At 69.1% G+C, this 23,647-nt stretch carries 35 protein-coding genes and 1 pseudogene; 2 read left to right on the top strand and 34 right to left on the bottom strand.

Annotation, left to right across the window (positions count from 1 at the left end; genetic code table 11):
* The first annotated feature begins 54 nt into the window (after positions 1–54).
* Positions 55–618: a cupin domain-containing protein gene (locus ASG70_RS07930; protein ID WP_162253898.1), complete on the top strand. Its 564-nt coding sequence runs from the start codon at positions 55–57 to the stop codon at positions 616–618.
* On the opposite strand, the gene ASG70_RS07925 is transcribed toward ASG70_RS07930, so the two are convergent.
* Positions 573–1,520 (bottom strand): tRNA pseudouridine(38-40) synthase TruA, encoded by a 948-nt coding sequence (locus ASG70_RS07925; RefSeq protein WP_235531399.1) that lies wholly within the window; start codon positions 1,518–1,520, stop codon positions 573–575. The genes ASG70_RS07930 and ASG70_RS07925 overlap by 46 nt on opposite strands.
* Before the next feature lie 198 nt (positions 1,521–1,718).
* Between ASG70_RS07925 and ASG70_RS07920 the strand changes: the two genes are divergently transcribed.
* Positions 1,719–2,912: an MFS transporter gene (locus ASG70_RS07920; protein ID WP_156399891.1), complete on the top strand. Its 1,194-nt coding sequence runs from the start codon at positions 1,719–1,721 to the stop codon at positions 2,910–2,912.
* A 94-nt stretch (positions 2,913–3,006) separates the two neighbouring features.
* Here ASG70_RS07920 and rplQ read toward each other — a convergent pair whose 3' ends face one another.
* The 33 genes and pseudogenes from rplQ to ASG70_RS07755 all read right to left on the bottom strand — a co-directional run bounded on the left by rplQ (position 3,007) and on the right by ASG70_RS07755 (position 23,436).
* Positions 3,007–3,696: a 50S ribosomal protein L17 gene (gene rplQ, locus ASG70_RS07915; RefSeq protein ID WP_056883319.1), complete on the bottom strand. Its 690-nt coding sequence runs from the start codon at positions 3,694–3,696 to the stop codon at positions 3,007–3,009.
* 62 nt (positions 3,697–3,758) lie between these two features.
* Positions 3,759–4,793: a DNA-directed RNA polymerase subunit alpha gene (locus tag ASG70_RS07910; protein WP_056883318.1), complete on the bottom strand. Its 1,035-nt coding sequence runs from the start codon at positions 4,791–4,793 to the stop codon at positions 3,759–3,761.
* A gap of 143 nt (positions 4,794–4,936) precedes the next feature.
* Positions 4,937–5,545: a 30S ribosomal protein S4 gene (gene rpsD / locus ASG70_RS07905; protein ID WP_056883317.1), complete on the bottom strand. Its 609-nt coding sequence runs from the start codon at positions 5,543–5,545 to the stop codon at positions 4,937–4,939.
* Positions 5,546–5,568: 23 nt separating this feature from the next.
* A complete protein-coding gene (gene rpsK, locus ASG70_RS07900) occupies positions 5,569–5,973 on the bottom strand; it encodes a 30S ribosomal protein S11 (RefSeq protein ID WP_056883316.1) in 405 nt (134 codons plus the stop codon).
* Positions 5,973–6,350, bottom strand: coding sequence for a 30S ribosomal protein S13 (gene rpsM, locus ASG70_RS07895; protein ID WP_056883315.1), 378 nt, complete (start codon positions 6,348–6,350; stop codon positions 5,973–5,975). Before rpsM ends, rpsK begins: the two co-directional genes overlap by 1 nt.
* Before the next feature lie 257 nt (positions 6,351–6,607).
* Entirely contained in the window at positions 6,608–6,721 is a 114-nt protein-coding gene (gene rpmJ / locus ASG70_RS07890) for a 50S ribosomal protein L36 (RefSeq protein ID WP_010148647.1), read from the bottom strand.
* A gap of 72 nt (positions 6,722–6,793) precedes the next feature.
* Entirely contained in the window at positions 6,794–7,015 is a 222-nt protein-coding gene (gene infA, locus ASG70_RS07885; RefSeq protein WP_013493543.1) for a translation initiation factor IF-1, read from the bottom strand.
* Between the two features lie 151 nt (positions 7,016–7,166).
* Positions 7,167–8,009, bottom strand: a complete 843-nt coding sequence (gene map, locus ASG70_RS07880; protein ID WP_056883314.1) for a type I methionyl aminopeptidase — start codon at positions 8,007–8,009, stop codon at positions 7,167–7,169.
* Positions 8,009–8,584, bottom strand: a complete 576-nt coding sequence (locus ASG70_RS07875) for an adenylate kinase (RefSeq protein WP_056883313.1) — start codon at positions 8,582–8,584, stop codon at positions 8,009–8,011. The genes map and ASG70_RS07875 overlap by 1 nt, the downstream gene beginning before the upstream one ends.
* A complete protein-coding gene (secY, locus tag ASG70_RS07870) occupies positions 8,585–9,898 on the bottom strand; it encodes a preprotein translocase subunit SecY (protein WP_056883312.1) in 1,314 nt (437 codons plus the stop codon). It abuts the gene before it with no gap.
* 200 nt (positions 9,899–10,098) lie between these two features.
* Entirely contained in the window at positions 10,099–10,599 is a 501-nt protein-coding gene (gene rplO, locus ASG70_RS07865) for a 50S ribosomal protein L15 (RefSeq protein WP_082590327.1), read from the bottom strand.
* Positions 10,600–10,601: 2 nt separating this feature from the next.
* The gene (gene rpmD / locus ASG70_RS07860) at positions 10,602–10,784 is read right to left on the bottom strand and encodes a 50S ribosomal protein L30 (RefSeq protein ID WP_056884064.1); all 183 of its coding nucleotides are present in this window, start codon (positions 10,782–10,784) and stop codon (positions 10,602–10,604) included.
* A complete protein-coding gene (rpsE, locus tag ASG70_RS07855) occupies positions 10,781–11,428 on the bottom strand; it encodes a 30S ribosomal protein S5 (protein ID WP_056883311.1) in 648 nt (215 codons plus the stop codon). The genes rpmD and rpsE overlap by 4 nt, the downstream gene beginning before the upstream one ends.
* Before the next feature lie 46 nt (positions 11,429–11,474).
* Positions 11,475–11,849 (bottom strand): 50S ribosomal protein L18, encoded by a 375-nt coding sequence (gene rplR / locus ASG70_RS07850; protein WP_056883310.1) that lies wholly within the window; start codon positions 11,847–11,849, stop codon positions 11,475–11,477.
* Positions 11,850–11,852: 3 nt separating this feature from the next.
* A complete protein-coding gene (rplF, locus tag ASG70_RS07845) occupies positions 11,853–12,389 on the bottom strand; it encodes a 50S ribosomal protein L6 (protein WP_056883309.1) in 537 nt (178 codons plus the stop codon).
* Between the two features lie 12 nt (positions 12,390–12,401).
* Positions 12,402–12,800, bottom strand: coding sequence for a 30S ribosomal protein S8 (gene rpsH, locus ASG70_RS07840; RefSeq protein ID WP_056883308.1), 399 nt, complete (start codon positions 12,798–12,800; stop codon positions 12,402–12,404).
* Between the two features lie 99 nt (positions 12,801–12,899).
* The gene (locus ASG70_RS07835; RefSeq protein WP_056883307.1) at positions 12,900–13,085 is read right to left on the bottom strand and encodes a type Z 30S ribosomal protein S14; all 186 of its coding nucleotides are present in this window, start codon (positions 13,083–13,085) and stop codon (positions 12,900–12,902) included.
* A 1-nt stretch (position 13,086) separates the two neighbouring features.
* Positions 13,087–13,653: a 50S ribosomal protein L5 gene (gene rplE / locus ASG70_RS07830; protein ID WP_056883306.1), complete on the bottom strand. Its 567-nt coding sequence runs from the start codon at positions 13,651–13,653 to the stop codon at positions 13,087–13,089.
* Between the two features lie 5 nt (positions 13,654–13,658).
* The gene (gene rplX / locus ASG70_RS07825; RefSeq protein WP_056883305.1) at positions 13,659–14,009 is read right to left on the bottom strand and encodes a 50S ribosomal protein L24; all 351 of its coding nucleotides are present in this window, start codon (positions 14,007–14,009) and stop codon (positions 13,659–13,661) included.
* A gap of 3 nt (positions 14,010–14,012) precedes the next feature.
* Complete coding sequence (rplN, locus tag ASG70_RS07820) at positions 14,013–14,381, bottom strand: 50S ribosomal protein L14 (protein ID WP_056883304.1); 369 nt, start codon at positions 14,379–14,381, stop codon at positions 14,013–14,015.
* A 148-nt stretch (positions 14,382–14,529) separates the two neighbouring features.
* Positions 14,530–14,820 (bottom strand): 30S ribosomal protein S17, encoded by a 291-nt coding sequence (gene rpsQ / locus ASG70_RS07815; RefSeq protein ID WP_056883303.1) that lies wholly within the window; start codon positions 14,818–14,820, stop codon positions 14,530–14,532.
* A 35-nt stretch (positions 14,821–14,855) separates the two neighbouring features.
* Positions 14,856–15,068: pseudogene (gene rpmC, locus ASG70_RS07810) on the bottom strand (50S ribosomal protein L29); the annotation flags it as partial.
* Positions 15,068–15,487: a 50S ribosomal protein L16 gene (gene rplP / locus ASG70_RS07805; protein ID WP_056883301.1), complete on the bottom strand. Its 420-nt coding sequence runs from the start codon at positions 15,485–15,487 to the stop codon at positions 15,068–15,070. The pseudogene rpmC and the gene rplP, both read right to left, overlap by 1 nt.
* A 1-nt stretch (position 15,488) precedes the next feature.
* Positions 15,489–16,307 (bottom strand): 30S ribosomal protein S3, encoded by an 819-nt coding sequence (rpsC, locus tag ASG70_RS07800; protein ID WP_056883300.1) that lies wholly within the window; start codon positions 16,305–16,307, stop codon positions 15,489–15,491.
* Positions 16,307–16,675, bottom strand: coding sequence for a 50S ribosomal protein L22 (gene rplV / locus ASG70_RS07795; protein WP_056884063.1), 369 nt, complete (start codon positions 16,673–16,675; stop codon positions 16,307–16,309). The genes rpsC and rplV overlap by 1 nt, the downstream gene beginning before the upstream one ends.
* Positions 16,676–16,707: 32 nt before the next feature.
* On the bottom strand, positions 16,708–16,989 hold the full coding sequence (gene rpsS, locus ASG70_RS07790; protein WP_056883299.1) for a 30S ribosomal protein S19: 282 nt from the start codon (positions 16,987–16,989) through the stop codon (positions 16,708–16,710).
* Positions 16,990–17,007: 18 nt separating this feature from the next.
* On the bottom strand, positions 17,008–17,844 hold the full coding sequence (rplB, locus tag ASG70_RS07785; protein ID WP_056883298.1) for a 50S ribosomal protein L2: 837 nt from the start codon (positions 17,842–17,844) through the stop codon (positions 17,008–17,010).
* A 34-nt stretch (positions 17,845–17,878) separates the two neighbouring features.
* Complete coding sequence (gene rplW / locus ASG70_RS07780; RefSeq protein WP_056883297.1) at positions 17,879–18,184, bottom strand: 50S ribosomal protein L23; 306 nt, start codon at positions 18,182–18,184, stop codon at positions 17,879–17,881.
* On the bottom strand, positions 18,181–18,945 hold the full coding sequence (rplD, locus tag ASG70_RS07775) for a 50S ribosomal protein L4 (RefSeq protein WP_082590325.1): 765 nt from the start codon (positions 18,943–18,945) through the stop codon (positions 18,181–18,183). The genes rplW and rplD overlap by 4 nt, the downstream gene beginning before the upstream one ends.
* 5 nt (positions 18,946–18,950) lie before the next feature.
* Complete coding sequence (gene rplC, locus ASG70_RS07770) at positions 18,951–19,604, bottom strand: 50S ribosomal protein L3 (RefSeq protein WP_056883296.1); 654 nt, start codon at positions 19,602–19,604, stop codon at positions 18,951–18,953.
* 11 nt (positions 19,605–19,615) lie between these two features.
* A complete protein-coding gene (rpsJ, locus tag ASG70_RS07765) occupies positions 19,616–19,924 on the bottom strand; it encodes a 30S ribosomal protein S10 (RefSeq protein ID WP_009775966.1) in 309 nt (102 codons plus the stop codon).
* Between the two features lie 345 nt (positions 19,925–20,269).
* Complete coding sequence (locus ASG70_RS07760) at positions 20,270–21,358, bottom strand: YihY/virulence factor BrkB family protein (protein ID WP_056883295.1); 1,089 nt, start codon at positions 21,356–21,358, stop codon at positions 20,270–20,272.
* A 110-nt stretch (positions 21,359–21,468) separates the two neighbouring features.
* Complete coding sequence (locus ASG70_RS07755) at positions 21,469–23,436, bottom strand: protease pro-enzyme activation domain-containing protein (protein ID WP_200949229.1); 1,968 nt, start codon at positions 23,434–23,436, stop codon at positions 21,469–21,471.
* Positions 23,437–23,647: the final 211 nt, after the last annotated feature.

Below are 23,647 nucleotides of genomic sequence, written 5' to 3'. Positions count from 1 at the left end.
CCGTAGCAATATTCGCCGGAATCTGGTTCGGGCGAAATGGACGAGGAGGCTTCCATGTCCGACGTCGACGCCATCGCGAGCCGCGCTGATGCGGATGATTCAACTGACCCGTCCGGCACGACGGATTCGCAGGTGGTGCACCGCCCCGCCGGCAGCGCCCGGGGCACCTGGGCCATGGGCAGCCTGTTCGAGCACCTGCTCACCGCCGAGGAGTCCGGAGGTCTCGTCGGCGTCGCCCTGGTCACCCAGCCGGTCGGGACGGCGACGCCGCTGCACCGCCACACCCGCGAGGCCGAAGCCTTCTACATCCTGTCCGGGACCATGACCTACCGCGCCGGCGACGACATCTTCCACCTGGCCGAGGGCGACTTCATCTGGCTCCCCGCCCACGTCCCCCACGCCTTCCGCGTCACCGGGGACGAGGGCGTCAGGTTCCTCGGCCTCACCGACCCGGGGCACCTCTTCGACCTCTACGACGAGGTGGGCCTCCCGGCCACCGCACGGCGGCTGCCGGGCGCCGACGGCCGCCCGATGGGCGAGGAGATCGCGCGCTGGAACGTCGTCGGGCCGCGCTACGGGCTCGAGGTCGTCGGTCCCCCGCTGCCCGAGACCGCCTGAGCGGGCGCATCCCGCCCGCCGTCCCCCTCGCCGGGACCCCCGGGCAGGCTGCGTACGGCGCGTGACTCGGCGGCGCGCGCGGCGAGCCCGGCGTCGTCGGGGTAGACGACCTGCTCCAGCGACAGACCGTGCGGAGGCATGACGCCCACCGCGGGGTCTCGTCGCCCGGCCGCCATGACCTCGGTCGGCCAGGCAGCGTCGCGACGCCCCTCCCCGACGGGGACGACCGCCCCCACGAGGGCCCTGACCATGGAGTGGCAGAACGCATCGGCCACCACGGTCGCCACGAGCGTCCCGTCGTCCAGGCGCAGCCACGAGTACTCCAGCAGTGTGCGCACCGTCGTGGCGCCCTCCCGCCGCCGGCAGAACGCCGCGAAGTCGTGCAGCCCCACCATCCGCCGGGCGGCCTCGTCCATGGCCGCGGCGTCCAGGGTCCGCCTGTGCAGCACGGTGTCGCGGCGCCGCAACGGGTCTGCTGACGTGGGGTCGTCGCAGAGGCGGTAGAGGTAGCGGCGCCGCAGCGCAGAGAAGCGCGCGTCGAAGCCCTCCGGCGCCACCCGTACGGAGTGCACGACCACGTCAGGGGGCAGCACCCCGCGCAGCCGCGACAGCGCCGCCTCGGCCGGTGCGCGGTCGGACCGTCCGGGGAGGGACTGCCAGGCTTGGAGGGCGACGTCTGCGTGGGCCACCTGGCCCCGGGCGTGCACGCCGGCATCGGTGCGCCCGGCCACGGTGAGCCGCACCGGGTCCGGGGCCCGCAGGACCGTGGTCAGGGCTGCAGACAGCTCGCCCTCGACGGTGCGCAGCCGCGGCTGGGCCGCCCAGCCCGAGAAGTCGGTGCCGTCGTAGGCGAGGTCGAACCGGACGCGCAGCGTGTCCCCCGGCGCAGGCGTCTCGACCATGGCGGCAGCCTAGCGACGGCTGCAGGACAGCCCCGTGCGCGGCCTGTGGACGAGGTCCCCGCCGGTGGCTCCGTCGCCGGTGACCGCGAGGGTGCGGGTACAGGTGACCGCGAGGGTGCGGGTGCCGGTGACCGCGAGGGTGCGGGTGCCGCGGCGCGTGGGCCCGCGCCTCCCCTGACCGTCTGGGACAGTGGCCCGGTGAGCCTGCAGCGGACCTCGACCGACCCCAGCGCCGACCTCGCCCGCCACCGCCTGGGCATCGCAGCGACGTTCGCGACGCAGGGCCTGCTCTTCATCTCGGTGACGACGCGGCTGCCACGGTTCCAGGAGCGCTGGGACCTCTCCGAGCTGTTCGTGACGGGACTGCTGCTCATGGTCGTCCTGCTCGCCGGCCTCGGGTCGGTCCTCGCCGAGCCAGGCGCTGCACGGCTCGGCAGTGCGCGCGTGCTGCGCACCGCGTTCGTGCTCATCGCCGTGGGGCTGGCGCTGGTCGCCCTCGCGCCGCAGCGGCCCGTCTTCGTGGCCGGTCTCGCCGTCTACGGCCTGGGGCTCGGCGCGGTCGACGCCGCCGGCAACATGCAGGCGGTGGCCCTGGAGCACCGGTGGGGACGAACCATCCTGCCGTCCTTCCACGGCGCCTGGACCGTGGGCGGCATCGCCGGGACGGTCGTGGCCATCGCGGTGACCGGGGCGGGGCTCACCGCCGGGCTCCTGCCACTGGCGGCGGTCGCCCTGCTCGTCCTGGCCGCACCCCTGCTCCCGCACGCCGTCTCCGCCGAGGCCGACGCCCCCGCCGCCGTCGCCGTCGAGGTGCCGTGGCGACGCCTCGGCCTGCTCGGGGCCGCGATGGTGCTCTTCTACATGGTCGACACCGCCGCGACGACGTGGGGCCCGGTGTTCCTCAAGTCGGCCCACAGCGCGCCCGCGTGGCTGCTCCCCCTCGCCACGCTCCCCTACCTCGTGGCCAGTGGCCTCACCCGGTTGCTCGGCGACCGGGCCGTCGAGCGGTTCGGCTCCGTCGCCCTGCTGCGCGCCGGCGCGGTCGTGGCCTGCCTGGGGCTGGCCGTGATCGTGTTCTCCCCCGGCTGGGCGGTCGCCGTGCTGGGGTTCACCGTCGTCGGCGCCTCGGTGGCGGTCATCGCCCCGCTCAGCTTCTCCGCCGCCGCAGCGGTCGCCGGGGACGGCGTCGACGGACAGGCGCGGCGGGCCCGGGTGGACGCGGTCATCGCCCGCTTCAACCAGTTCAACTACGTCGGGGGCCTGCTCGGCGCGGTGCTGACCGGGGCGGTCGGCCAGGGCTCACTGCGCGTCGGGTTCGCCGTCCCCATGGTGCTGGTCCTGGTCATCCTCCCGCTCGCAGGCGTCTTCAGGACCCGCCCCGCCCTCGTGTGACCCCGGGCCACTCCCGGACCGCAGAGATGGCGAAGGGCCGCCCACCCCCTGTGGGGTGAGCGGCCCTTCGACGGTGCAGCGGGTGGCTACCGGGTCAGGAACCGGCCTTGGTGAAACCGGCCTTCTCGGCGTCCTCGGCGGACTTGAACCAGAACTCGGCCTGCGTCTGCTCGAACCACTGGCCGTCGGCCTCGTGGTACTTGCCGGAGTCGGCGTTGCCCTTGACGACGTAGGCCTCGTCAGGCGAGGAACCGTCCTCGTTGGCAGCGATCGCACCCTCGGGCAGCGCGACCGCCTCGGTGGTCTCCTCGGCCTTGACCTCGTCCTCGGCGGCCTTGGTCTCAGCCGCGGCCTCCTTGGCCTCGGCCTGCTTGGCGGAGCGCTTGGTGGCGGCCTCCGCCTCCTTGACCGTGGCCTTCTTGGCGATGGGCTCGCGGACGAGCTCGATCACGGCCATGGGGGCGTTGTCACCCTTGCGGGCGCCGATCTTCGTGATGCGGGTGTAGCCGCCGGGGCGCTCGGCCATGTCGGGCGCGATCTCGGTGAAGAGACGGTGCACGACACCCTTGTCGGAGATGACCGACAGGACGCGACGACGGGCGTGCAGGTCACCGCGCTTGGCGAACGTCACCAGACGCTCGGCCAGCGGGCGCAGGCGCTTGGCCTTGGCCTCGGTGGTGGTGATGGAGTCGTGCTCGAAGAGCGAGCTGGCCAGGTTGGCCAGGATGAGCCGCTCGTGAGCCGGACCGCCGCCGAGACGGGGACCCTTGGTGGGCGTAGGCATGTTTGGGTTCTCCTTGGTGTGTGAGGCGGCGGCTTCCCGGCCGCCACCTCAGCGGCGGTTGGTCAGAGCTGCTCGTCTTCGGCCAGCGCGCGGCCGTCGTCAGCGAAGTCGTCGTCGTAGTCGCCGTAGTTGTCAGCGATCGCGCTCGGGTCGAACCCGGGCGGGCTGTCCTTGAGCGCCAGGCCCATGCCGACGAGCTTGGCCTTGACCTCGTCGATCGACTTCGCACCGAAGTTGCGGATGTCGAGCAGGTCGGCCTCGCTGCGCCCGACGAGCTCACCCACGGTGTGGATGCCCTCGCGCTTGAGGCAGTTGTAGGACCGGACGGTGAGGTCGAGGTCCTCGATCGGCAGGGCCAGGTCGGCAGCCAGGGCGGCGTCGGTCGGCGACGGGCCCATGTCGATGCCCTCGGCCTCGACGTTGAGCTCGCGGGCCAGGCCGAACAGCTCGACCAGGGTCTTGCCGGCAGAGGCCATGGCGTCGCGGGGAGCCATCGAGTTCTTGGTCTCGACGTCGACGATGAGCTTGTCGAAGTCGGTGCGCTGCTCGACACGGGTCGCCTCGACCTTGTAGGTCACGGCGAGCACGGGCGAGTAGATGGAGTCGACCGGGATGCGGCCGATCTCCTGGTCACCGGACTTGTTCTGGTTGGCCGAGACGTAGCCGCGACCGCGCTCGACGGTCAGCTCCATCTCGATCTTGCCCTTGCCGTTGAGCGTCGCGATGTGCAGGTCGGGGTTGTGCACCTCGACACCGGCCGGCGGCGCGATGTCCGCGGCGGTGACGGCGCCCGCACCCTGCTTGCGCAGGTACATGACGACCGGCTCGTCGTGCTCCGAGGAGACGACCAGGCCCTTGATGTTGAGGATGATCTCGGTGACGTCCTCCTTGACCCCGGGGATCGTGGAGAACTCGTGCAGCACACCGTCGATGCGGATGCTGGTGACGGCGGCGCCGGGGATGCTCGACAGGAGCGTGCGGCGCATGGAGTTGCCGAGCGTGTAGCCGAAGCCGGGCTCGAGGGGCTCGATGACGAAGCGGCTGCGGTTGTCCGCAACGACCTCTTCGCTGAGGGTGGGGCGCTGTGCGATGAGCACGGGTGATTCCTTTCTCGTCGGCGACCGCTATATGACGCCGAGGAATTCGGACCGGGTGGTCCAGGTCGCAGGCCCCCTCTGTCCGGGGCCACGACCGAGGGCGAGGTATGCCGCGGGGAGACCCCGCGGCATACCTCGTGCGATCAGTTCTTCGAGTAGAGCTCGACGATCAGCTGCTCGGTGAGGATCGTGTCGATCTGCTCACGCACGGGCAGGCTGTGGATCATGATCTGCAGCGTGCCCGGGACGACCTGCATCCAGGCCGGCGTGGGGCGCTCACCGAACGTCTGGCGAGCCAGCTCGATCGGGAAGGTGTTCGCGGACTTGGCGCGGACGGTGATGATGTCGTACTGCTCGACGCGGTAGGACGGGACGTCCACGCGCACGCCGTTGACCTCGAAGTGGCCGTGCGTGACGAGCTGGCGAGCCGCACGACGGGTGCGGGCCAGGCCGGCGCGGTAGACCACGTTGTCCAGGCGGGACTCGAGGATCTGCAGCAGGGTCTCACCGGTCTTGCCCGAGCGGCGCGAGGCCTCCTCGTAGTAACCGCGGAACTGCTTCTCCATGACGCCGTAGGTGAAGCGGGCCTTCTGCTTCTCCTGCAGCTGGGTGAGGTACTCCTTCTCCTGCATCCGGCGACGGCCGTGCTGGCCGGGCGGGAAGGGACGGAGCTCGAAGTTCTTGTCGCCGCCGACGAGGTCGACCTTGAGGCGACGCGACTTCTTGGTGATGGGGCCGGTGTAACGAGCCATGAGTGTTCTCTATCTCCCAGTTCTCAGACGCGACGGCGCTTGGGCGGGCGGACGCCGTTGTGCGGCGAGGGGGTGACGTCGCTGATGGCGCCGACCTCGAGGCCGGTGGCGGTCAGGGAGCGGATGGCGGTCTCACGACCGGAGCCCGGGCCCTTGACGAAGACGTCGACCTTGCGCATGCCGTGCTCCATGGCACGACGGGCGGCCGCCTCGGCAGCCATCTGCGCCGCGAACGGGGTGGACTTGCGCGAGCCCTTGAAGCCGACCTGGCCGGCGGAGGCCCACGAGATCACGGCGCCGGTGGGGTCCGTGATCGAGATGATGGTGTTGTTGAACGTGCTCTTGATGTGAGCGTGCCCGTGGGCGACGTTCTTCTTCTCCTTGCGGCGCACCTTCTTGGCGCCAGCGGTACGAGCCTTGGGAGGCATTACTTACCAACCTTCTTCTTGCCGGCGACGGTGCGCTTCGGGCCCTTGCGGGTGCGCGCGTTGGTCTTGGTGCGCTGACCACGCACGGGAAGGCCGCGTCGGTGGCGCAGGCCCTCGTAGGAGCCGATCTCGACCTTGCGGCGGATGTCGGCGGCGATCTCACGGCGGAGGTCACCTTCGATCTTGACGTTGGCCTCGAGGTAGTCGCGCAGGGCGACGAGGTCGTTGTCGGTGAGGTCGCGGACGCGGGTGCTCGGGTCGACCCCGGTGGCAGCCAACGCCTGCTGGGAGCGGGTACGACCCACTCCGAAGATGTAGGTGAGAGCGATCTCGACGCGCTTCTCGCGCGGGAGGTCCACACCAACAAGACGTGCCATGTTGTGTGTTTCCTTTGTTTCACCGGAGGTCTGGTGCAGTACCGGTCCGGGCGTGTTCCCGAAGCTTTCCTCGGGGCACCGGTCCCCGGCCTCCGGGCCGGGGGTGACGTCCTGGTCGGCATGGATGTCGTCGGTCGACGACGCCGCGCTCAGGGGCCGGGTACTGCGTCATTCACTTGTCTGCGCTTCTCGAAGAGATGCGACTCGTGCTCGGGCGCGAACCCGGGCGGAGGTCCCGTGCGGGACCCCGGTCATGCTCAGCCCTGGCGCTGCTTGTGGCGCAGGTTCTCGCAGATGACCATGACCCGGCCGTGACGGCGGATCACCTTGCACTTGTCGCAGATCTTCTTGACGCTCGGCTGAACCTTCATAGCCTCTGCTTCGAGTCGATCTGGCACTGCCGTCCCGGACGGGCCGGCAGGTCTTGCGGGGTGTGCGGACTGCTAGCGGTAGCGGAAGACGATCCGGCCACGGGTCAGGTCGTACGGGCTCAGCTCAACGACGACCCGGTCCTCGGGGAGGATCCGGATGTAGTGCTGACGCATCTTGCCCGAGATGTGAGCGAGAACCTTGTGACCGTTCGACAGCTCGACCCTGAACATCGCGTTCGGGAGAGCCTCGACGATCGTGCCCTCGATCTCGATGACACCGTCCTTCTTGGCCATAGCCTCCACAATCCGTTGCATCGGTCTGCCCCAGGCTGGGACACACGCATGGAAACCGGCACGCGCGCACACGCATGCCGACGTGACAGTCTACGTCAGTCCGTTCCCAGCACGAAATCGTGCTCAGCGGCCCCCACGGGCGCCTGCGCGTTCAGCCCAGCGGGGCGTACGGCGCGCCGGCGGCCTCGAGCCGCTCCCTGCCACCGTCGAGGGCGGTGAGCACCCACAGGCCCTCGTCGGTGACCGCCACGGTGTTCTCCCAGTGGGCGGCGCGCGAGCCGTCGGTGGTCACCACGGTCCAGTCGTCGCCGAGCACACGGGTCTCGGGCGAGCCCAGGGTGACCATCGGCTCGATGGCGACCGTCACGCCGGAGCGCACCGTGGGGCCCTTGTCGCGGACGCGGTAGTTGGGCACCTGGGGGTCCATGTGCATGGACGTGCCGATGCCGTGGCCGACGTACTCCTCGACGATGCCGTACTCGCGCCCCTGCCGCTCGCCGCTGGCGACGACACTGTCCTCGACCCCGGCGCCCACGGCGTACAGCGACTCCCCCACCGTCAGGGCGGCGATGCCGGCCCACATGGAGTCCTCGGTGGCGTCGATGAGCTCGAGGTCCTCGGGCCGGCCCGCGTCGCGGCCGCCGACGATGACCGAGATGGCGGCGTCGCCGTGCCAGCCGTCCACGATCGCACCGCAGTCGATCGAGATGAGGTCACCCTCGGCGAGCACCCGGGAGCCCGGGATGCCGTGGACGACCTCGTCGTTGACCGAGGTGCACAGCGAGCCCTTGAAGCCGTGGTAGCCCAGGAAGCTCGGGGTGGCCCCACAGCCGCGGATGTGCTCCTCGGCCAGCTCGTCGAGCTGCTTGGTGGTCATCCCCGGCCGCACGGTCTGCGCCATGAGCTGGAGCGTCTGGCCGACGACCAGACCCGCCTTGCGCATGCGCAGGATCTGGTCGGGCGTCTTGGTGTCGATGCGGGACCTGCCGAACATCAGGAGCGAGCAACCCCTTCGAGGGCGGTGCTGATCCGGGCGAAGACCTCGTCGACCGAGCCCATGCCGTCGACCTGCACGAGCAGCCCGCGGCCGGCGTAGACCTCGGTCAGCGGCGCGGTCTCGCGGCGGTAGATGGCCTGGCGCTCGCGGATGACCGCCTCGGTGTCGTCCTCGCGGCCCTCGATCTCGGCACGCTTGAGGAGCCGGGACACGACCGCGTCCTCGTCGACGGTGAGCTCGAGGACGGCCCCGAGCTGGTGGCCGTGCTCGGCGAGAATGGCGTCGAGGGCCTCGACCTGGGCCGAGGTGCGCGGGTAGCCGTCGAGCAGGAAGCCCTTCTCGGCGTCGTCCTCGAACAGGCGGTCACGCACGATGGCGTTGGTGATCTCGTCGGTGACGTAGCCGCCCGAGGCCAGGATGTCCTTCACCTGGCGCCCGAGGTCGGTCTCGTTCTTGATGTTGGCGCGGAAGATGTCGCCGGTCGAGATGGCGGGGATGCCGAACGCGTCGGCGATCTTCGCGGCCTGGGTGCCCTTACCCGCGCCGGGCGGGCCGAGGATGATGAGGCGCATTTACCGGAGGAACCCTTCGTAGTGACGCTGCTGCAGCTGGGACTCGATCTGCTTCACCGTCTCGAGGCCGACGCCGACGATGATGAGGATCGAGGTGCCACCGAACGGGAAGTTCTGGTTGGCGTTGACGAGCACCAGCGCGATGAGCGGGATCAGCGAGATGAGGCCGAGGTAGATGGCCCCGGGAACGGTGATGCGGGTGAGCACGTAGTCGAGGTACTCGGCCGTGGGTCGCCCGGCGCGGATACCTGGGATGAAGCCGCCGTAGCGCTTCATGTTGTCGGCGACCTCCACCGGGTTGAACGTGATCGACACGTAGAAGAACGTGAAGAACAGGATCAGCCCGATGTAGAGCGCCATGTAGATCGGGTGGTCACCCCGGACGAGGTGCTGCTCGATCCACGTCACCCAGCCGGCCTGGTTGCCGGTGGTCGACCGGTTGAACTGTGCCAGCAACGAGGGCAGCGCGAGCAGGGAGGAGGCGAAGATCACGGGGATGACGCCGGCCATGTTGACCTTGAGCGGGATGTAGGTGGACGTGCCCCCGTACATCTGGCGACCGACCTGGCGCTTGGCGTACTGCACCGGGATGCGGCGCTGGCTCTGCTCGACGAAGACGACGAGCGCGATGATGAGGAAGCCGAGCAGGATGACCCCGACGAAGATGTCCCAGCGGCCGTCCTGCTGCTGGATCGCCCACAGGGAGCCGGGGAACGAGCTGGCGATCGAGGTGAAGATCAGCAGCGACATGCCGTTGCCGATGCCCTTGTCGGTGACGAGCTCGCCGAGCCACATGACCACGCCGGTGCCGGCGGTCATGGTGAGCACCATGATGACCAGGGTCGGGATGGAGTCGTTGGGCAGGATGCTCGTGCAGCCGGGGCCGAACAGCGCCGTCGGGTTCTGGGCGAACGTGATCAGCGTCGAGGACTGCAGGATCGCGAGCCCGATCGTCAGGTAGCGCGTGTACTGCGTCATCTTCGTCTGGCCCTGCTGGCCCTCCTTCTTGAGGGCCTCGAACCGAGGGATGACCACGGTGAGGAGCTGCACGATGATGCTCGCCGTGATGTACGGCATGATCCCGAGCGCGAAGATCGACAGCTGGAGGAGCGCGCCACCGCTGAACAGGTTGGCCAGGCCCAGCACCCCGGAGTTGGTCGGCGCGTTCTTGATGCACGTCTGCACCGCCGTGTAGCTGACCCCCGGGACCGGCACGTGCGAGCCGAGCCGGAAGAGGATGACGATGGCGAGGGTGAACAGCAGCTTCCTGCGCAGGTCCGGCGTCTTGAACGCACGGGTGAAGGCGGTGAGCACAGGTCCTCCTGGGTGACGCGGGCGCATCGGCCACGCGGTGAGACGGTCAGGCAATCCTAGGCACGATACCCCGCGGGCCGTGCCGGTCGTCATCCAACACGACCCGTGACGGGCCGCGAGGGACGATCAGGACAAACAGGTATGCCGCGGGCTCACCGTGAAGCGGTGAGACCGCGGCATACCGTGGAACGTGGTGGTGCTCAGGCGGAGGTGACCGAGCCGCCGGCGGCCTCGATCTTCTCCTTGGCGGAGGCCGAGAACTTGTCAGCGGTCACGTTGACCTTGACGCTGATCTCGCCGTCGCCCAGCACCTTGACCGGTGCGCTGTCGCGGACCGCACCCTTGGCCACGAGGTCGTCGACGGTCACGTCGCCGCCCTGCGGGTAGAGGGCGGAGAGCTTGTCCAGGTTGACGACCTGGTACTCCACCTTGAACGGGTTCTTGAAGCCGCGGAGCTTGGGCAGCCGCATGTGCAGCGGCATGGCGCCACCCTCGAAGCGCTCCGGCACCTGGTAGCGGGCGCCGGTGCCCTTGGTGCCGCGACCGGCGGTCTTGCCCTTGGAGCCCTCACCGCGACCCACGCGGGTCTTGGCGGTCTTGGCACCCGGGGCGGGACGCAGGTGGTGCAGCTTCAGCGCTGCGCCCTCGACGGACTTCTCCGACTTCGCAGCGGCCTTGGTCGTGGCCTTCTTCTCTGCCATGGTCAGTCAACCTCCTCGACGGTCACCAGGTGGGTCACCGTCTTGACCATCCCGCGGATCTCGGGACGGTCCTCCTTGACGACGACGTCGCCAATGCGCTTCAGACCGAGGCTGCGCAGCGTGTCACGCTGGTTCTGCTTGCCGCCGATCTCGGAACGGGTCTGGGTCACCTTGAGACGCATCAGGCACCTGCCTTGGCGGCCTCGCGGCCAGCAGCCTGGGCGCGCAGCATGGCGGCCGGGGCGACCTGGTCCACGGGCAGGCCACGGCGGGCAGCCACGGCCTCCGGACGCTCGAGGCCCTGCAGGGCCGCGACCGTCGCGTGGACGATGTTGATCGCGTTGTCCGAGCCGAGCGACTTGCTCAGCACGTCGTGGATGCCGGCGCACTCGAGCACCGCACGCACCGGGCCACCGGCGATGACACCGGTACCGGGGGCGGCGGGGCGCAGCATGACGACACCCGCGGCGGCCTCACCCTGCACGGGGTGCGGGATGGTGCCCTGGATGCGCGGGACCTTGAAGAACTGCTTCTTGGCCTCCTCGACACCCTTGGCGATCGCGGCGGGAACTTCCTTGGCCTTGCCGTAGCCGACGCCGACGGTGCCGTCGCCGTCGCCCACGACCACGAGGGCGGTGAAGCTGAAGCGGCGGCCACCCTTGACGACCTTGGCGACGCGGTTGATGGTCACCACGCGCTCGACGTAGGCGCTCTTCTCGGCCTGGTCGCGGCCACCGTCACGACGGTTGTCGCGGCGGTCGCGGCGGTCGCCACGCTCGCCTCCGGCGGCGCCAGCGGCTCCAGTGCCTCGACGCTGGGGTCCGGGCATCAGACGTTCCTCATCTCAGTAACAGTCGAGTTCATTGCGGTGCCGGTCACAGGGACAGCCCACCCTCGCGGGCGCCCTCGGCGATGGCCGCGACGCGACCGTGGTAGCGGTTGCCGCCACGGTCGAAGACGACGGCCTCGATGCCGGCGCTCTTGGCACGCTCGGCGAGCAGCTCGCCCACCTTGCGGGCCTTGGCGGTCTTGTCACCCTCGAAGGTGCGCAGGTCCGCCTCCATGGTCGAGGCCGAGGCCACGGTCTTGCCGACCGTGTCGTCGACGACCTGGACGAAGACGTGGCGCGAGGAGCGCGAGACGACCATGCGGGGACGCACGGCGGTGCCGGTCACCTTCTTGCGCAGGCGCAGGTGGCGGCGGCCGCGTGCGGCGGACTTGCCCTTGGCGCGCTTGACGATCATTGCCATGACTTACTTACCGGCCTTTCCGACCTTGCGACGGATGTGCTCGCCCGCGTAGCGCACGCCCTTGCCCTTGTACGGGTCGGGCTTGCGCAGCTTGCGGATGTTCGCGGCAACCTCGCCGACCAGCTGCTTGTCGATGCCCTGCACCGCGAAGCGGGTCGGGTTCTCGACGGCGAAGGAGATGCCCTCGGGGGCCTCGACGGTGATCGGGTGGCTGTAGCCGAGCGCGAACTCGAGGTTCCCGCCCTTGTTGGCCACGCGGTAACCCGTGCCGTGGATCTCCATCTTCTTCTCGTAGCCCTCGGTGACACCGAGGACCATGTTGTTGATGAGCGAGCGGGTCAGGCCGTGCAGGGCACGGGACTGGCGCTCGTCGTTGGGGCGCTTGACCTCGAGGGCCTCGTCACCCTTCTCGACGGTGATCGGCTCGGCCACACGGTGGCTGAGCTCGCCCTTGGGGCCCTTCACCTTGACGGTCTGGCCGTCGACGGTGATGTCGACACCGCTGGGGATGGCGACCGGGAGTCGTCCAATACGCGACATGTCGAATACCCCTTACCAGACGTAGGCGAGGACTTCCCCGCCCACACCCTTGGAAGCCGCCTGGCGGTCCGTGAGGAGCCCAGACGAGGTGGAAATGATGGCCACACCGAGGCCACCGAGGACCTTGGGAAGGTTCGTCGACTTGGCGTAGACGCGCAGACCGGGCTTGGACACGCGCCGCACGCCAGCGATGGAACGCTCGCGGTTGGGGCCGTACTTCAGCTCGATCGTCAGCGTCTTGCCGACCTCGGCGTCCTCGACCTTCCAGGAGGCGATGTAGCCCTCGGCCTGGAGGATCTCGGCGATGTGGGACTTCAGCTTGGAAAACGGCATGGAGACTGCGTCGTGGTGCGCCGAGTTGGCGTTCCGGACGCGGGTCAACATGTCCGCAATCGGGTCAGTCATGGTCATGGGCTTCTCCGGCCCTCTCTCACCGCGGTTTCACTGCGCTTCGCGCTGCGACCTGCGATGTAGAACGAAATCAATGGGTGGGGTGGTGCTGAGCTTCTCTTACCAGGAGCTCTTGGTGACGCCGGGCAGCTCGCCGCGGTGGGCCATCTCGCGAAGGCACACACGGCACAGCCCGAACTTGCGGTAGACCGAGTGCGGTCGGCCGCAGCGCTGGCAACGGGTGTAGCCACGCACCTTGAACTTCGGCTTCTTGTTGGCCTTGTTGACCAGGGCGGTCTTCGCCATGTCAGTTCTCCTTGAAGGGGAAGCCGAGCGCCTTGAGCAGTGCGCGGCCCTCGTCGTCGTTGGTGGCGGTGGTCACCACGGTGATGTCCATGCCACGCACGCGGTCGATGCGGTCCTGGTCGATCTCGTGGAACATCGACTGCTCGGTGAGGCCGAAGGTGTAGTTGCCGTTGCCGTCGAACTGCTTCGGCGACAGGCCGCGGAAGTCGCGGATACGGGGCAGCGCCACGGACACGAGGCGGTCCAGGAACTCCCACATGCGGTCGCCACGGAGCGTGGTGTGCGCACCGATCGGCATGCCCTCGCGCAACTTGAACTGGGCGATGGACTTGCGCGCCCGGGTGACGATCGGCTTCTGGCCGGTGATGGCGGACAGGTCGCGGATGGCGCCCTCGATGAGCTTGGCGTCCTTGGCGGCGTCGCCGACACCCATGTTCACGACGACCTTGACGACGCCGGGCACCTGCATGACGTTGGCGTGGCCGAACTGCTGCTGCAGCTGGCCCTTGATCTCCTCGGCGTACCGCGTCTTCAGACGGGGCGCCTGCGTGGTTGCAGTCTCGGTCATGTCTCTCACAGGTCCTTGCCCGAGCGCACCGCAACGCGGGTGCGGACGGCCTTGTCGCGGCCGTTGCGCTCGACGGTCTCGACGCGGGTCTTGACCCGGGTCGGCTTCTTCTCGGTCGGGTCGACGATCGCCACGTTGCTCACGTGGATCGCGGCCTCCTGGACGACAAGGCCACCGGTGCGGGTGCCACGGGCGGACTGGCCGGCCTTCGTGTGGCGGGTCACGCGGTTGACACCCTCGACCAGCACGCGCTGGGTCTCCGGGTAGACGGCGATGACCTTGCCCTGCTTGGCCTTGTCCTTGCCCGTGAGGACCTGGACGAGGTCGCCCTTCTTGATCTTCATCTTTGCAGCCATGGCTCAGAGCACCTCCGGCGCCAGCGAGATGATCTTCATGAACTTCTTCTCACGCAGCTCGCGGCCCACGGGGCCGAAGATGCGGGTGCCACGGGGGTCCCCGTCGCCCTTGAGGATGACGGCGGCGTTCTCGTCGAACTTGATGTAGCTGCCGTCGGAGCGGCGACGCTCCTTCGTGGTGCGCACGATGACGGCCTTGACGACGTCGCCCTTCTTGACGTTGCCGCCGGGGATGGCGTCCTTGACGGCGGCGACGATCACGTCACCGATGCCGGCGTAACGACGACCGGAACCACCGAGAACACGGATGCAAAGGATCTCCTTGGCACCAGTGTTGTCGGCGACACGCAGTCGCGACTCCTGCTGGATCACTGTCTAACTCCTGTCGTCGAGCTGGTTCTCACTCACGGTGAGCCTTGCCGAACTGTGGGTGGTCTGTTGCCGCTCCCCCGCGGCATACCGACCGGGGCCGGTACGCCGCGGTGGCGGCGGATGCTTGGGTGGTGCAGGCCTGAAAGGACTACTTGGCCTTCTCGAGGATCTCCACCACGCGCCAGCGCTTGGTGGCCGACAGCGGACGGGTCTCCATGATCGAGACGCGGTCGCCGATGCCGGCAGCGTTGTTCTCGTCGTGGGCCTTGACCTTGCTCGAGCGCCGCAGGACCTTGCCGTAGAGCGCGTGCTTGACGCGGTCCTCGACCTCGACCACGACGGTCTTGTCCATCTTGTCGCTGACCACGTAACCCTGGCGGGTCTTGCGGTAGTTGCGGTCCTGCGCCGTCACGGCCTCATCCTTGTCGTTCTTGCTCATGCCGACTTCTCCGTGCTCTGCGGGGTGGCCCCACCGATGCCGAGCTCGCGCTCACGCAGCTCGGTGTAGATGCGTGCGATGTCCTTGCGGACCGCGCGCAGCCGCCCGTGGTTGTCCAGCTGGCCGGTGGCCGACTGGAACCGGAGGTTGAACAGCTCCTCCTTGGCCTTGCGCAGCTCGTCGACGAGACGCTCGTCGTCGAGACCACGCAGGTTCTCGGACGTCAGGTCCTTGGATCCGACTGCCATCAGATGTCACCACCCTCACGCCGAACGAAGCGGCACTTCATGGGGAGCTTGTGCATCGCCAGACGCATCGCCTCACGGGCGACCTCTTCGGACACACCGGAGACCTCGAACATCACGCGACCAGGCTTGATGTTGGCGATCCACCACTCGGGGGAACCCTTACCGGAACCCATGCGGGTCTCGGCGGGCTTCTTGGTCAGCGGGCGGTCGGGGTAGATGTTGATCCACACCTTTCCGCCACGCTTCATGTAACGCGTCATCGCGATACGAGCGGACTCGATCTGGCGGTTGGTGACGTAGGCGGGCTCGAGGGCCTGGATGCCGTAGTCGCCGAACGCGATCTTCGTGCCACCCTTCGCAGCGCCCGAGCGACCCGGGTGGTGCTGCTTGCGGTGCTTGACTCGACGAGGAATCAACATGTCAGGACTGCTCTCCCTCAGTGCTGGCGGCGGTCGCCTCGACGGCGGGTGCCTCAGCAGTGGTCTCGGTGGCGGCGGCCTCCGGACGCTCGCGACGAGCGCGGGCCGGACGGTCGGCGCCGTCGCGACGCGGGCCACGGCTCGGGCGCGGCGCAGCAGCCTGCTGCTGGGCCAGCTCGCGAGCGGTGACGTCGCCCTTGTAGATCCACACCTTGACGCCGATGCGCCCGAAGGTGGTGCGGGCCTCGTAGAAGCCGTAGTCGATCTGCGCACGCAGGGTGTGCAGCGGGACGCGACCCTCACGGTAGAACTCCGTGCGAGACATCTCCGCGCCGCCGAGGCGGCCGGAGACCTGCACACGGATGCCCTTGGCGCCGGCGCGGGTGGCGGACTGCATGCCCTTGCGCATCGCGCGGCGGAACGACACACGAGCAGAGAGCTGCTCGGCGATGCCCTGCGCGACGAGCTGGGAGTCGACCTCGGGGTTCTTGACCTCGAGGATGTTCAGCTGCACCTGCTTGCCCGTGAGCTTCTCGAGCTCGCCACGGATGCGGTCGGCCTCGGCGCCGCGGCGACCGATGACGATGCCGGGACGCGCGGTGTGGATGTCCACACGGACGCGGTCACGGGTGCGCTCGATCTCCACGCGGGAGATGCCTGCCCGCTCCATGCCCTCGGACATGAGCTTGCGGATGGCGACGTCTTCCTTGACGTAGTCGCGGTAACGCTGCCCCTCCTTGGTGGAGTCAGCGAACCAGCGGCTCTTGTGCTCGGTGGTGATGCCGAGGCGGAAGCCGTGCGGGTTGACCTTCTGGCCCATTAGCGGGTGCCTCCCTTGGGGGTCTTCGGCGTGACGACCACGGTGATGTGGCTGGTCCGCTTGTTGATGCGGGCCGCGCGGCCCTGGGCACGCGGGCGGAACCGCTTCATCGTCGGGCCCTCGTCGACGTAGGCGGCGCTGATGACGAGGTTGCGCTCGTCGAACGCCTCAGACGCCTTGTCGGCCTTGACCCGGGCGTTGGCGATGGCGCTCTCGAGCACCTTCTGGATCGGGTCGGACGCCGACTGCGGGGCGAACCGCAGCGTCGCGACGGCCTCGACGGCCTGCTTGCCGCGGATGAGGTCGATGATGCGACGCGCCTTCTGGGGCGTGACGCGGACGTGCCGCGCGCTCGCCTTGGCTTCCATCACGTTGTCCTTGTTCTCGGTGGGGGCGGCCATCAGCGACGACGCCCCTTCTTGTCTTCCTTCACGTGACCCTTGAACGTGCGGGTCGGCGCGAACTCGCCGAGCTTGTGGCCGACCATCGACTCGGTGACGAACACCGGGACGTGCTTGCGGCCGTCGTGCACGGCAAAGGTGTGACCGAGCATGTCGGGGCTGATGACCGACCGACGCGACCAGGTCTTGATGACTGTCTTGGTGCCCGCTTCGTTCTGGACGTCGACCTTCTTCTGAAGGTGGTCGTCGATGAAGGGGCCCTTCTTCAAGCTACGAGGCATGTTTCTTCAGGCTCCTTCTCAGCGCTTCTTGCCAGTACGACGGCGGCGCACGATCATCTTGTCGCTCGGCTTGCCGGGGCGGCGGGTGCGGCCCTCGGCCTGACCCCAGGGGCTGACCGGGTGGCGACCACCGGAGGTCTTGCCCTCACCACCACCGTGCGGGTGGTCGACCGGGTTCATGGCGACACCACGGACGGTCGGGCGCTTGCCCTTCCAGCGCATGCGGCCGGCCTTGCCCCAGTTGATGTTGGACTGCTCGGCGTTGCCCACCTCGCCGACCGTGGCGCGGCAGCGCAGGTCGACGTTGCGGATCTCACCGGACGGCATGCGCAGCTGCGCGTAGGGGCCGTCCTTGGCGACGAGCTGCACACGCACACCGGCCGAACGGGCGATCTTCGCGCCGCCACCGGGCTTCAGCTCGACGGCGTGGATGACCGTACCGGTCGGGATGTTGCGCATCGGCAGGCTGTTGCCGGGCTTGATGTCGGCACCGGGGCCGTTCTCGATGTTGGCGCCCTGCTCCAGGCCCTTGGGGGCCAGGATGTAGCGCTTCTCACCGTCGGCGTAGTGCAGCAGGGCGATACGTGCGGTGCGGTTGGGGTCGTACTCGATGTGAGCGACCTTGGCCGGCACGCCGTCCTTGTCGTGACGACGGAAGTCGATGACGCGGTAGGCGCGCTTGTGACCCCCACCGATGTGGCGGGTCGTGATGCGGCCGTTGCTGTTGCGTCCACCGGACTTCGTCAGTGGACGGACCAGCGACTTCTCCGGAGTGGAGCGCGTGACCTCGACGAAGTCGGCAACGCTGGAGCCTCGACGCCCAGGCGTCGTCGGCTTGTACTTGCGGATACCCATGTTCTAAGTCCCTAACGTCTCTTCAGCGTCCTGGTCAGGCGCCGGCACCGAAGATGTCGATCGAGCCCTCGCGGAGGGTGACGATCGCACGCTTGGTGTCCTTGCGCTTGCCGATGCCGAACCGCGTGCGACGGGTCTTGCCGACACGGTTGAGGGTGTGCACGGAGTCGACCTTGACGCCGAAGACACGCTCAACGGCGATCTTGATCTCGGTCTTGTTGGCCCGCGGGTCGACGATGAAGGTGTACTTGCCCTGGTCGAGCAGCGAGTACGACTTCTCCGACACGACCGGAGCGATCAGGATGTCGCGGGGGTCCTTGCCTGCAGCGAGCGTGCTCACTTGCCATCCTCCTCATCCGCGGTCTCGGCCTTGGCAGCCTTCGCGGGCTTGTCGGCCTTGTCGGCCTTGGCAGCAGCGGGCTTCTTCGCGGCGGCCTTCTTGGCGGGCTTCTCGGCCACGGCCTCGGTCACCTCGACCTCGACCTCGACGACGCCACCGACGGGCTGGGCACCGGACACGAACGCGTCCAGGGCGGCCTTGGTGAAGACGACGTCGTCCGACATCAGCACGTCGTAGGTGTTGAGCTGGTCGGCGGCCAGGACGTGGACGCCCTCGAGGTTGCGCACCGACTTCAGCGACACCAGGTCGCTGCGGTCGAGCACCACGAGCACGTTGGTCCGGGTGGTGAGGCCGGCCAGCAGCGCCGCCGCGTCCTTGGTCGACGGCGCGTCGGCCGTGACCAGGGAGTCGACCACGTGGACGCGGTCGTGACGGGCCCGGTCGGACAGGGCGCCACGCAGGGCGGCGGCCTTCATCTTCTTGGGGGTGCGCTGGGAGTAGTCGCGCGGCTGCGGGCCGTGGACGACGCCACCACCGGCGAACTGCGGCGCACGGGTCGAGCCCTGGCGGGCGCGGCCGGTGCCCTTCTGGCGGTAGGGCTTGCGGCCACCGCCGCGGACCTCGCCGCGGGTCTTGGTGGAGTGGGTGCCCTGGCGCGCGGCAGCCATCTGCGCCACGACGACCTGGTGGATCAGCGGCACGTTGACCTGGACGTCGAAGATCTCGGCGGGCAGGTCAGCAGCGACGGTCTTGGTAGCCATGGTGGTCAGGCTCCCTTCGCGGCCGTGCGGACGAGGACGGTGCCGCCACGGGGGCCGGGAACGGCACCCTTGACGAGCAGCAGGCCGCGCTCGACGTCCACGGCGTGGATCGTGAGGTTCTGGGTGGTCTGGCGCACGCCGCCCATGCGGCCGGCCATGCGCATGCCCTTGAAGACGCGACCCGGGGTGGCGCAGCCACCGATCGAGCCCGGCTTGCGGTGGTTCTTGTGGGCACCGTGGGAGGAGCTGACGCCGTGGAAGCCGTGACGCTTCATGACGCCGGCGAAGCCCTTGCCCTTAGTGGTGCCGGTGACGTCGATGTCCTGGCCGGCCTCGAAGGTCTCGACCGTGATCTCCTGGCCGAGCGAGTACTCGGCGGCGTCAGCGGTACGGAGCTCCACGAGGTGGCGACGCGGGGTCACGCCGGCCTTCTCGAAGTGCCCGGTGAGGGGCTTGGTCACCTTGCGCGGGTCGATGGCGCCGAACGCGATCTGGACGGCGTCGTAGCCGTCCTTCGCCGCGTCGCGCACCTGCGTGACGACGCAGGGGCCCGCCTCGATGACGGTGACGGGGACGAGCCGGTTGCCGGCGTCCCACACCTGGGTCATGCCGAGCTTCTTGCCCAGCACGCCCTTCACGGTCTTGGTAGCAGTGGTCATTGTCGCCAGCCTCAGAGCTTGATCTCGATGTTGACGTCAGCCGGCAGGTCGAGGCGCATCAGCGAGTCGACGGCCTTCGGCGTCGGGTCGATGATGTCGATCAAGCGCTTGTGGGTGCGCATCTCGAAGTGCTCGCGGCTGTCCTTGTACTTGTGGGGCGAACGGATGACCACGAAGACGTTCTTCTCCGTGGGCAGCGGCACGGGGCCGACCACCGTCGCGCCAGCACGGGTCACCGTGTCGACAATCTTGCGCGCCGAGTTGTCGATGACCTCGTGGTCATACGACTTCAAGCGGATGCGGATCTTCTGTCCCGCCATCTCCGTTACGTCTCTCTCTCGCCGAACATCTAGCTTGTGGCCGACCCTGTGGGCTTCTCCGACCCCCGCGGTCGGGTGTGTCGCACCCGCTCCGCGGCCCGACGACATGCGCTCTCACGCAGTGGTCGTACGGGTCGGTTCAGTCCGGCAAGGCCGGGGCTTGCGCTTCCCTGGAGTGTCGCCCCGAGCTCAGGTGGCTCGGTTCGAGGTGTGTCACCGGGGGTGGCGGCGTCGACATGGGTCAACGGCGCGCGTCAAGCAACCGGTCCAGTGTGCCAGAGGCCCCCGCGACCTACCAAATCGCGGTGGGCGGGCACCGCATCCCCGCGCGCGTGGCGCGTCGCGTCAGGGTACGCGGTGCCCGTCGCCCTCCCCGGCGCCGCGCCGCACGGCCTCCTCGCGCAGCTCGCGGCCCTCCTGTTCGTGCTCGCGCAGCTTCTGCGCCTTCTTCTCCGAGACCTTGGTGTCCCGCGGCGGCAGCTGCAGCGTGCGCTCGGCCTCGATGCCCGCGACGAGCTCGCGGGAGCGCTCGAGCTCGGAGTCCACCTCGGCACCGAAGAGCAGGGCCAGGTTGGTCAGCCACAGCCACAGCAGGAACACGATGACCCCGGCCAGCGAGCCGTAGGTCTTGTTGTACGAGCCGAAGTTGGCGACGTAGAAGCCGAAGGCCACCGACGCCACGATCCACACGAGGATGGCGATGGCGGCGCCGACGCTCATCCACCGGAACTTCGGCTGCCGCACGTTGGGCGTCGCGTGGTAGAGCATCGCGACCAGGACCACGACGATGGCCAGCATGACCGGCCACTTGGCGATGTTCCACGCGGTGACCGCGCCCTTGCCGAGGCCGATGGTGTCGCCGACCGACTGCGCCAGCGGACCGGTCACCACCAGGCCGACGAGCACGAGGGCCACGGCGATGACGCCGACCAGGGTGAGCAGCAGCTGCAGCGGGCGCAGCTTCCACGCCGGTCGCCCCTCGTCCACCTGGTAGACGCGGTTGAGGGCCCGCCCGAACGCGCCCACGTAGCCGGAGGCCGACCACAGGGCGCCGAGCAGCCCGAACACCAGGGCGAAGCCTGCCGAGTGGTTCTGGGTCATCTGCGTGATGGGGCCGCGCAGCTGGTTGGCCGTGTCGCCCTGCCCAAGGGACCGGACGAGGTCGAGGAGGGCGTTGGTGGTGGACTCGCCCTGGCCGAAGACGCCGAGGAGGGAGATGAGCGCCAGCAGTGCGGGAAACAGCGAGAGCACTGAGTAGTAGGTCAGCGCTGCGGCGAGGTCGGTGCACTGGTCGCGGGAGAACTCCGCCCAGGCCTTCTTCGCGGTGTAGGTCCAGGACCGGCTCGGCAGGTCACCCAGCGAGTCGGGCTTGCTGCTGTCGTCCGGCGGCGGTGCGGTGGCCGACTTCTCGGCGCTGGTGCCTGGGGTGGCCATGGTGCTCCTTCGTCTGGGGGACACCGTGGGAGTGCCCGCCCCGACGACCGGCAAACGTCCGGACACCACGGACCGGCCGGCGGCCGCGCCGCCGACCGGTCCGGTGTGCCTCAGTGACGGGCGCCCATCGCGGTGAGGAACGCCATGCCGTGCGGGCTCCCCACGCCGGTCACGTCGTCGTACCCGGGACGGGTGAAGATGGTCCCCGTCTGGTTGAGGGTCCGCAGGGACGTCACCGTGCCGTCGCTGGCGTTGAACCCGTTGACGAAGTCCACCCGGACGACGGCGTCGGTGACCCGCCGGCCGTGGTCGACGTCGCGGAGGGCCGAGCTGCCCGAGAGCGCGTACAGACGCGGATTCAGGAAGCCCAGCGGCGCGCCGTGGACCTGGTTGGCCACCGCGACGACACCGGCGAACAGCGGCGAGGACAACGAGGTGCCACCGATGCGGTACTCCGAGTAGCGGATGCTCCCGTCGGGGAAGGTCTGGCTCTGGCCGACGAGGAACCCGGTGTTCGGGTCGCCCACCATGGCGACGTCGGGCACCACCCGGTGCATCGTCCCGTCGCCGAAGTAGCCGGCGAGCTGGTCCGGGACCACGCCCTTCTGGTAGTCGGGCTCCCGGTACAGGTGGCTGGTGCCGCCTCCGCCGCCGTACAGGTAGGCCGGGGGGACCGGCGTCCAGGCGCCGTCGACGAGGGTCGACTTGCCCGTGCCCCAACCCTGCTCGAACCCGTAGCCGTTGGACTTCGTCACGGCCAGGGACGTGCCGCCCACCGCGGTGACCTTGGGGTCGGAGGCCGGCGAGTCGGTCTGCCGGGTCCCGGTGTTGAGGATCTCGTCGCCGTCGTCACCCGAGGAGAACACCATCGAGATGCCCTCCGCTGCGGCCTGCAGGAAGGTCTGGTGCTGGGCCACGAGGTCCGAGGCCAGCACGGCGTCGTCGGGTTCGCCGTAGGAGTTGGAGACGACCTGCGCGAGCTCGTTGTCGACGATGGTGTTCACCGCGGCGTTGATGTCGGAGTCCAGGCAGCTCCTGGCGCCGACGTAGAGGATCTTGGCGCCGGGCGCGGTGGCGTGGACGGCCTCGACGTCGAGGGTCTCCTCGCCGTACCACCCACCCGGGCCGCACAGCTTCGCGTGCGTGAAGGACCTGGGCACGATCTGCTTCAGCTGGCCGGACCGCAGCGGGTGCGCGGAGTCGTTGCGCCGGGCGTACGTGGCGGCGTCCTGCGCGATGAAGGGCGACGCGTAGGCGTCGACGATGGCGACCGTGCCGCCGCTGCCGTCGAGTCCTCCCGCAAGGGCGGTCTGCGTGCCATACGCACCGCGGACCTGGGCCGGCTTGTAGCCGCAGGGCGCGTAGGGCTGGGGGTTCTTGACGAGCTGCGGCACCCCGGTGGCGATCTTCTCGCCGTAGTAGGACGAGCAGGGGGTCGCGTTCCTGAACACCGGGTCGGGCGGGGGCAGCAGCTCGCTGGTCGCGCTGGAGGCGGCCCCGGCGCGTTGCTCGGTGGTGTCGGGCGTCGTGTGCAGCGGCACCGTGCGCTGGGAGGTGTCCAGACCGCCCACCCCGGCCACGACCCCCGCGAGGGCACCGGGCACCGAGTACTCCGCAGCCGGTGCGGTCACGTCGTGGCCGTCCTTCACGTAGGCGTCCAGCTGCGTCGACAGTGCCTTCTCCGTGGTCGACGTCGAGGCCGTGACCCTGACGTACCGGTGGTTGGCAGGCACCTCTACGACGTGGAACCCGTTGGACGTCAACCAGTCCGAGACCGCCCGGACCTGCGCGTCGGTCGGGGCGAAACGGGCTCGCCACTGCGCGGCGCTGAGGTAGTGCCCGTACTGCGCGCTCGACGGCGTGGAGACGGCGTCGGCGAGTGCCTCCGCTCCGGACGCGTCGCGCAGGTTGAGCACGAAGCTCAGGTCCTGCTGGGTCGAACCGGACAGGTGGCCGACGTGGTGGGCCCGTGCCGTCCACGTCGGGGCGTGCCCGAGGACGTGCCGGCTCGGGCTGCCTCCGGCCTGCGCCAGGCCGGGGGTGGCGAGGGTCAGGGCGAGGCAGCTCGTGACTGCCAACCCTGCCTGACTCCTGGTGAGAGCTTTCATGCCGCGATGACCTCCGAAGGGTGAAGAGCTGCGGGGCCCGCGGGGCCGCGTCCCCCTCACGAAGTTTCGTCCGGATTCCGCCGGTCACCGATGCCGGATGTCATGGCCCTGTCTACGCAGAATGACGGTTGCACAGGCGCACCAGATTCCATGGACCCAAACGGGGTCTGCCCCAGACGGA

It is taken from the genome of Phycicoccus sp. Soil748, from assembly GCF_001428025.1.
Classification (GTDB): Bacteria; Actinomycetota; Actinomycetes; order Actinomycetales; family Dermatophilaceae; genus Pedococcus.
Note: the sequence above shows the minus strand (reverse complement) of the source record. Positions and strands in the feature narration are given on the sequence as shown.

Excerpts from the sequence above, each read along its gene's own strand:
- ASG70_RS07930 (WP_162253898.1), top strand. The coding sequence starts at position 55 with ATGTCCGACGTCGACGCCATCGCGAGCCGCGCTGATGCGGATGATTCA.
- ASG70_RS07925 (WP_235531399.1), bottom strand. The coding sequence starts at position 1,520 with ATGGTCGAGACGCCTGCGCCGGGGGACACGCTGCGCGTCCGGTTCGAC.
- rplQ (WP_056883319.1), bottom strand. The coding sequence starts at position 3,696 with ATGCCTACGCCCACCAAGGGTCCCCGTCTCGGCGGCGGTCCGGCTCAC.
- rpsD (WP_056883317.1), bottom strand. The coding sequence starts at position 5,545 with ATGGCTCGTTACACCGGCCCCATCACCAAGAAGTCGCGTCGCCTCAAG.
- rpsK (WP_056883316.1), bottom strand. The coding sequence starts at position 5,973 with ATGCCTCCCAAGGCTCGTACCGCTGGCGCCAAGAAGGTGCGCCGCAAG.
- rpsM (WP_056883315.1), bottom strand. The coding sequence starts at position 6,350 with ATGGCACGTCTTGTTGGTGTGGACCTCCCGCGCGAGAAGCGCGTCGAG.
- rpmJ (WP_010148647.1), bottom strand. The coding sequence starts at position 6,721 with ATGAAGGTTCAGCCGAGCGTCAAGAAGATCTGCGACAAGTGCAAGGTG.
- infA (WP_013493543.1), bottom strand. The coding sequence starts at position 7,015 with ATGGCCAAGAAGGACGGTGTCATCGAGATCGAGGGCACGATCGTCGAG.
- map (WP_056883314.1), bottom strand. The coding sequence starts at position 8,009 with ATGTTCGGCAGGTCCCGCATCGACACCAAGACGCCCGACCAGATCCTG.
- ASG70_RS07875 (WP_056883313.1), bottom strand. The coding sequence starts at position 8,584 with ATGCGCCTCATCATCCTCGGCCCGCCCGGCGCGGGTAAGGGCACCCAG.
- rplO (WP_082590327.1), bottom strand. The coding sequence starts at position 10,599 with ATGGCAGAGAAGAAGGCCACGACCAAGGCCGCTGCGAAGTCGGAGAAG.
- rpsE (WP_056883311.1), bottom strand. The coding sequence starts at position 11,428 with ATGCCCGGACCCCAGCGTCGAGGCACTGGAGCCGCTGGCGCCGCCGGA.
- rplR (WP_056883310.1), bottom strand. The coding sequence starts at position 11,849 with ATGGCAATGATCGTCAAGCGCGCCAAGGGCAAGTCCGCCGCACGCGGC.
- rplF (WP_056883309.1), bottom strand. The coding sequence starts at position 12,389 with ATGTCGCGTATTGGACGACTCCCGGTCGCCATCCCCAGCGGTGTCGAC.
- rpsH (WP_056883308.1), bottom strand. The coding sequence starts at position 12,800 with ATGACCATGACTGACCCGATTGCGGACATGTTGACCCGCGTCCGGAAC.
- ASG70_RS07835 (WP_056883307.1), bottom strand. The coding sequence starts at position 13,085 with ATGGCGAAGACCGCCCTGGTCAACAAGGCCAACAAGAAGCCGAAGTTC.
- rplE (WP_056883306.1), bottom strand. The coding sequence starts at position 13,653 with ATGACCGAGACTGCAACCACGCAGGCGCCCCGTCTGAAGACGCGGTAC.
- rplX (WP_056883305.1), bottom strand. The coding sequence starts at position 14,009 with ATGGCTGCAAAGATGAAGATCAAGAAGGGCGACCTCGTCCAGGTCCTC.
- rpsQ (WP_056883303.1), bottom strand. The coding sequence starts at position 14,820 with ATGAGCAAGAACGACAAGGATGAGGCCGTGACGGCGCAGGACCGCAAC.
- rplP (WP_056883301.1), bottom strand. The coding sequence starts at position 15,487 with ATGTTGATTCCTCGTCGAGTCAAGCACCGCAAGCAGCACCACCCGGGT.
- rpsC (WP_056883300.1), bottom strand. The coding sequence starts at position 16,307 with ATGGGCCAGAAGGTCAACCCGCACGGCTTCCGCCTCGGCATCACCACC.
- rplV (WP_056884063.1), bottom strand. The coding sequence starts at position 16,675 with ATGGAAGCCAAGGCGAGCGCGCGGCACGTCCGCGTCACGCCCCAGAAG.
- rpsS (WP_056883299.1), bottom strand. The coding sequence starts at position 16,989 with ATGCCTCGTAGCTTGAAGAAGGGCCCCTTCATCGACGACCACCTTCAG.
- rplB (WP_056883298.1), bottom strand. The coding sequence starts at position 17,844 with ATGGGTATCCGCAAGTACAAGCCGACGACGCCTGGGCGTCGAGGCTCC.
- rplD (WP_082590325.1), bottom strand. The coding sequence starts at position 18,945 with ATGGCTACCAAGACCGTCGCTGCTGACCTGCCCGCCGAGATCTTCGAC.
- rplC (WP_056883296.1), bottom strand. The coding sequence starts at position 19,604 with ATGACCACTGCTACCAAGACCGTGAAGGGCGTGCTGGGCAAGAAGCTC.
- rpsJ (WP_009775966.1), bottom strand. The coding sequence starts at position 19,924 with ATGGCGGGACAGAAGATCCGCATCCGCTTGAAGTCGTATGACCACGAG.
- ASG70_RS07760 (WP_056883295.1), bottom strand. The coding sequence starts at position 21,358 with ATGGCCACCCCAGGCACCAGCGCCGAGAAGTCGGCCACCGCACCGCCG.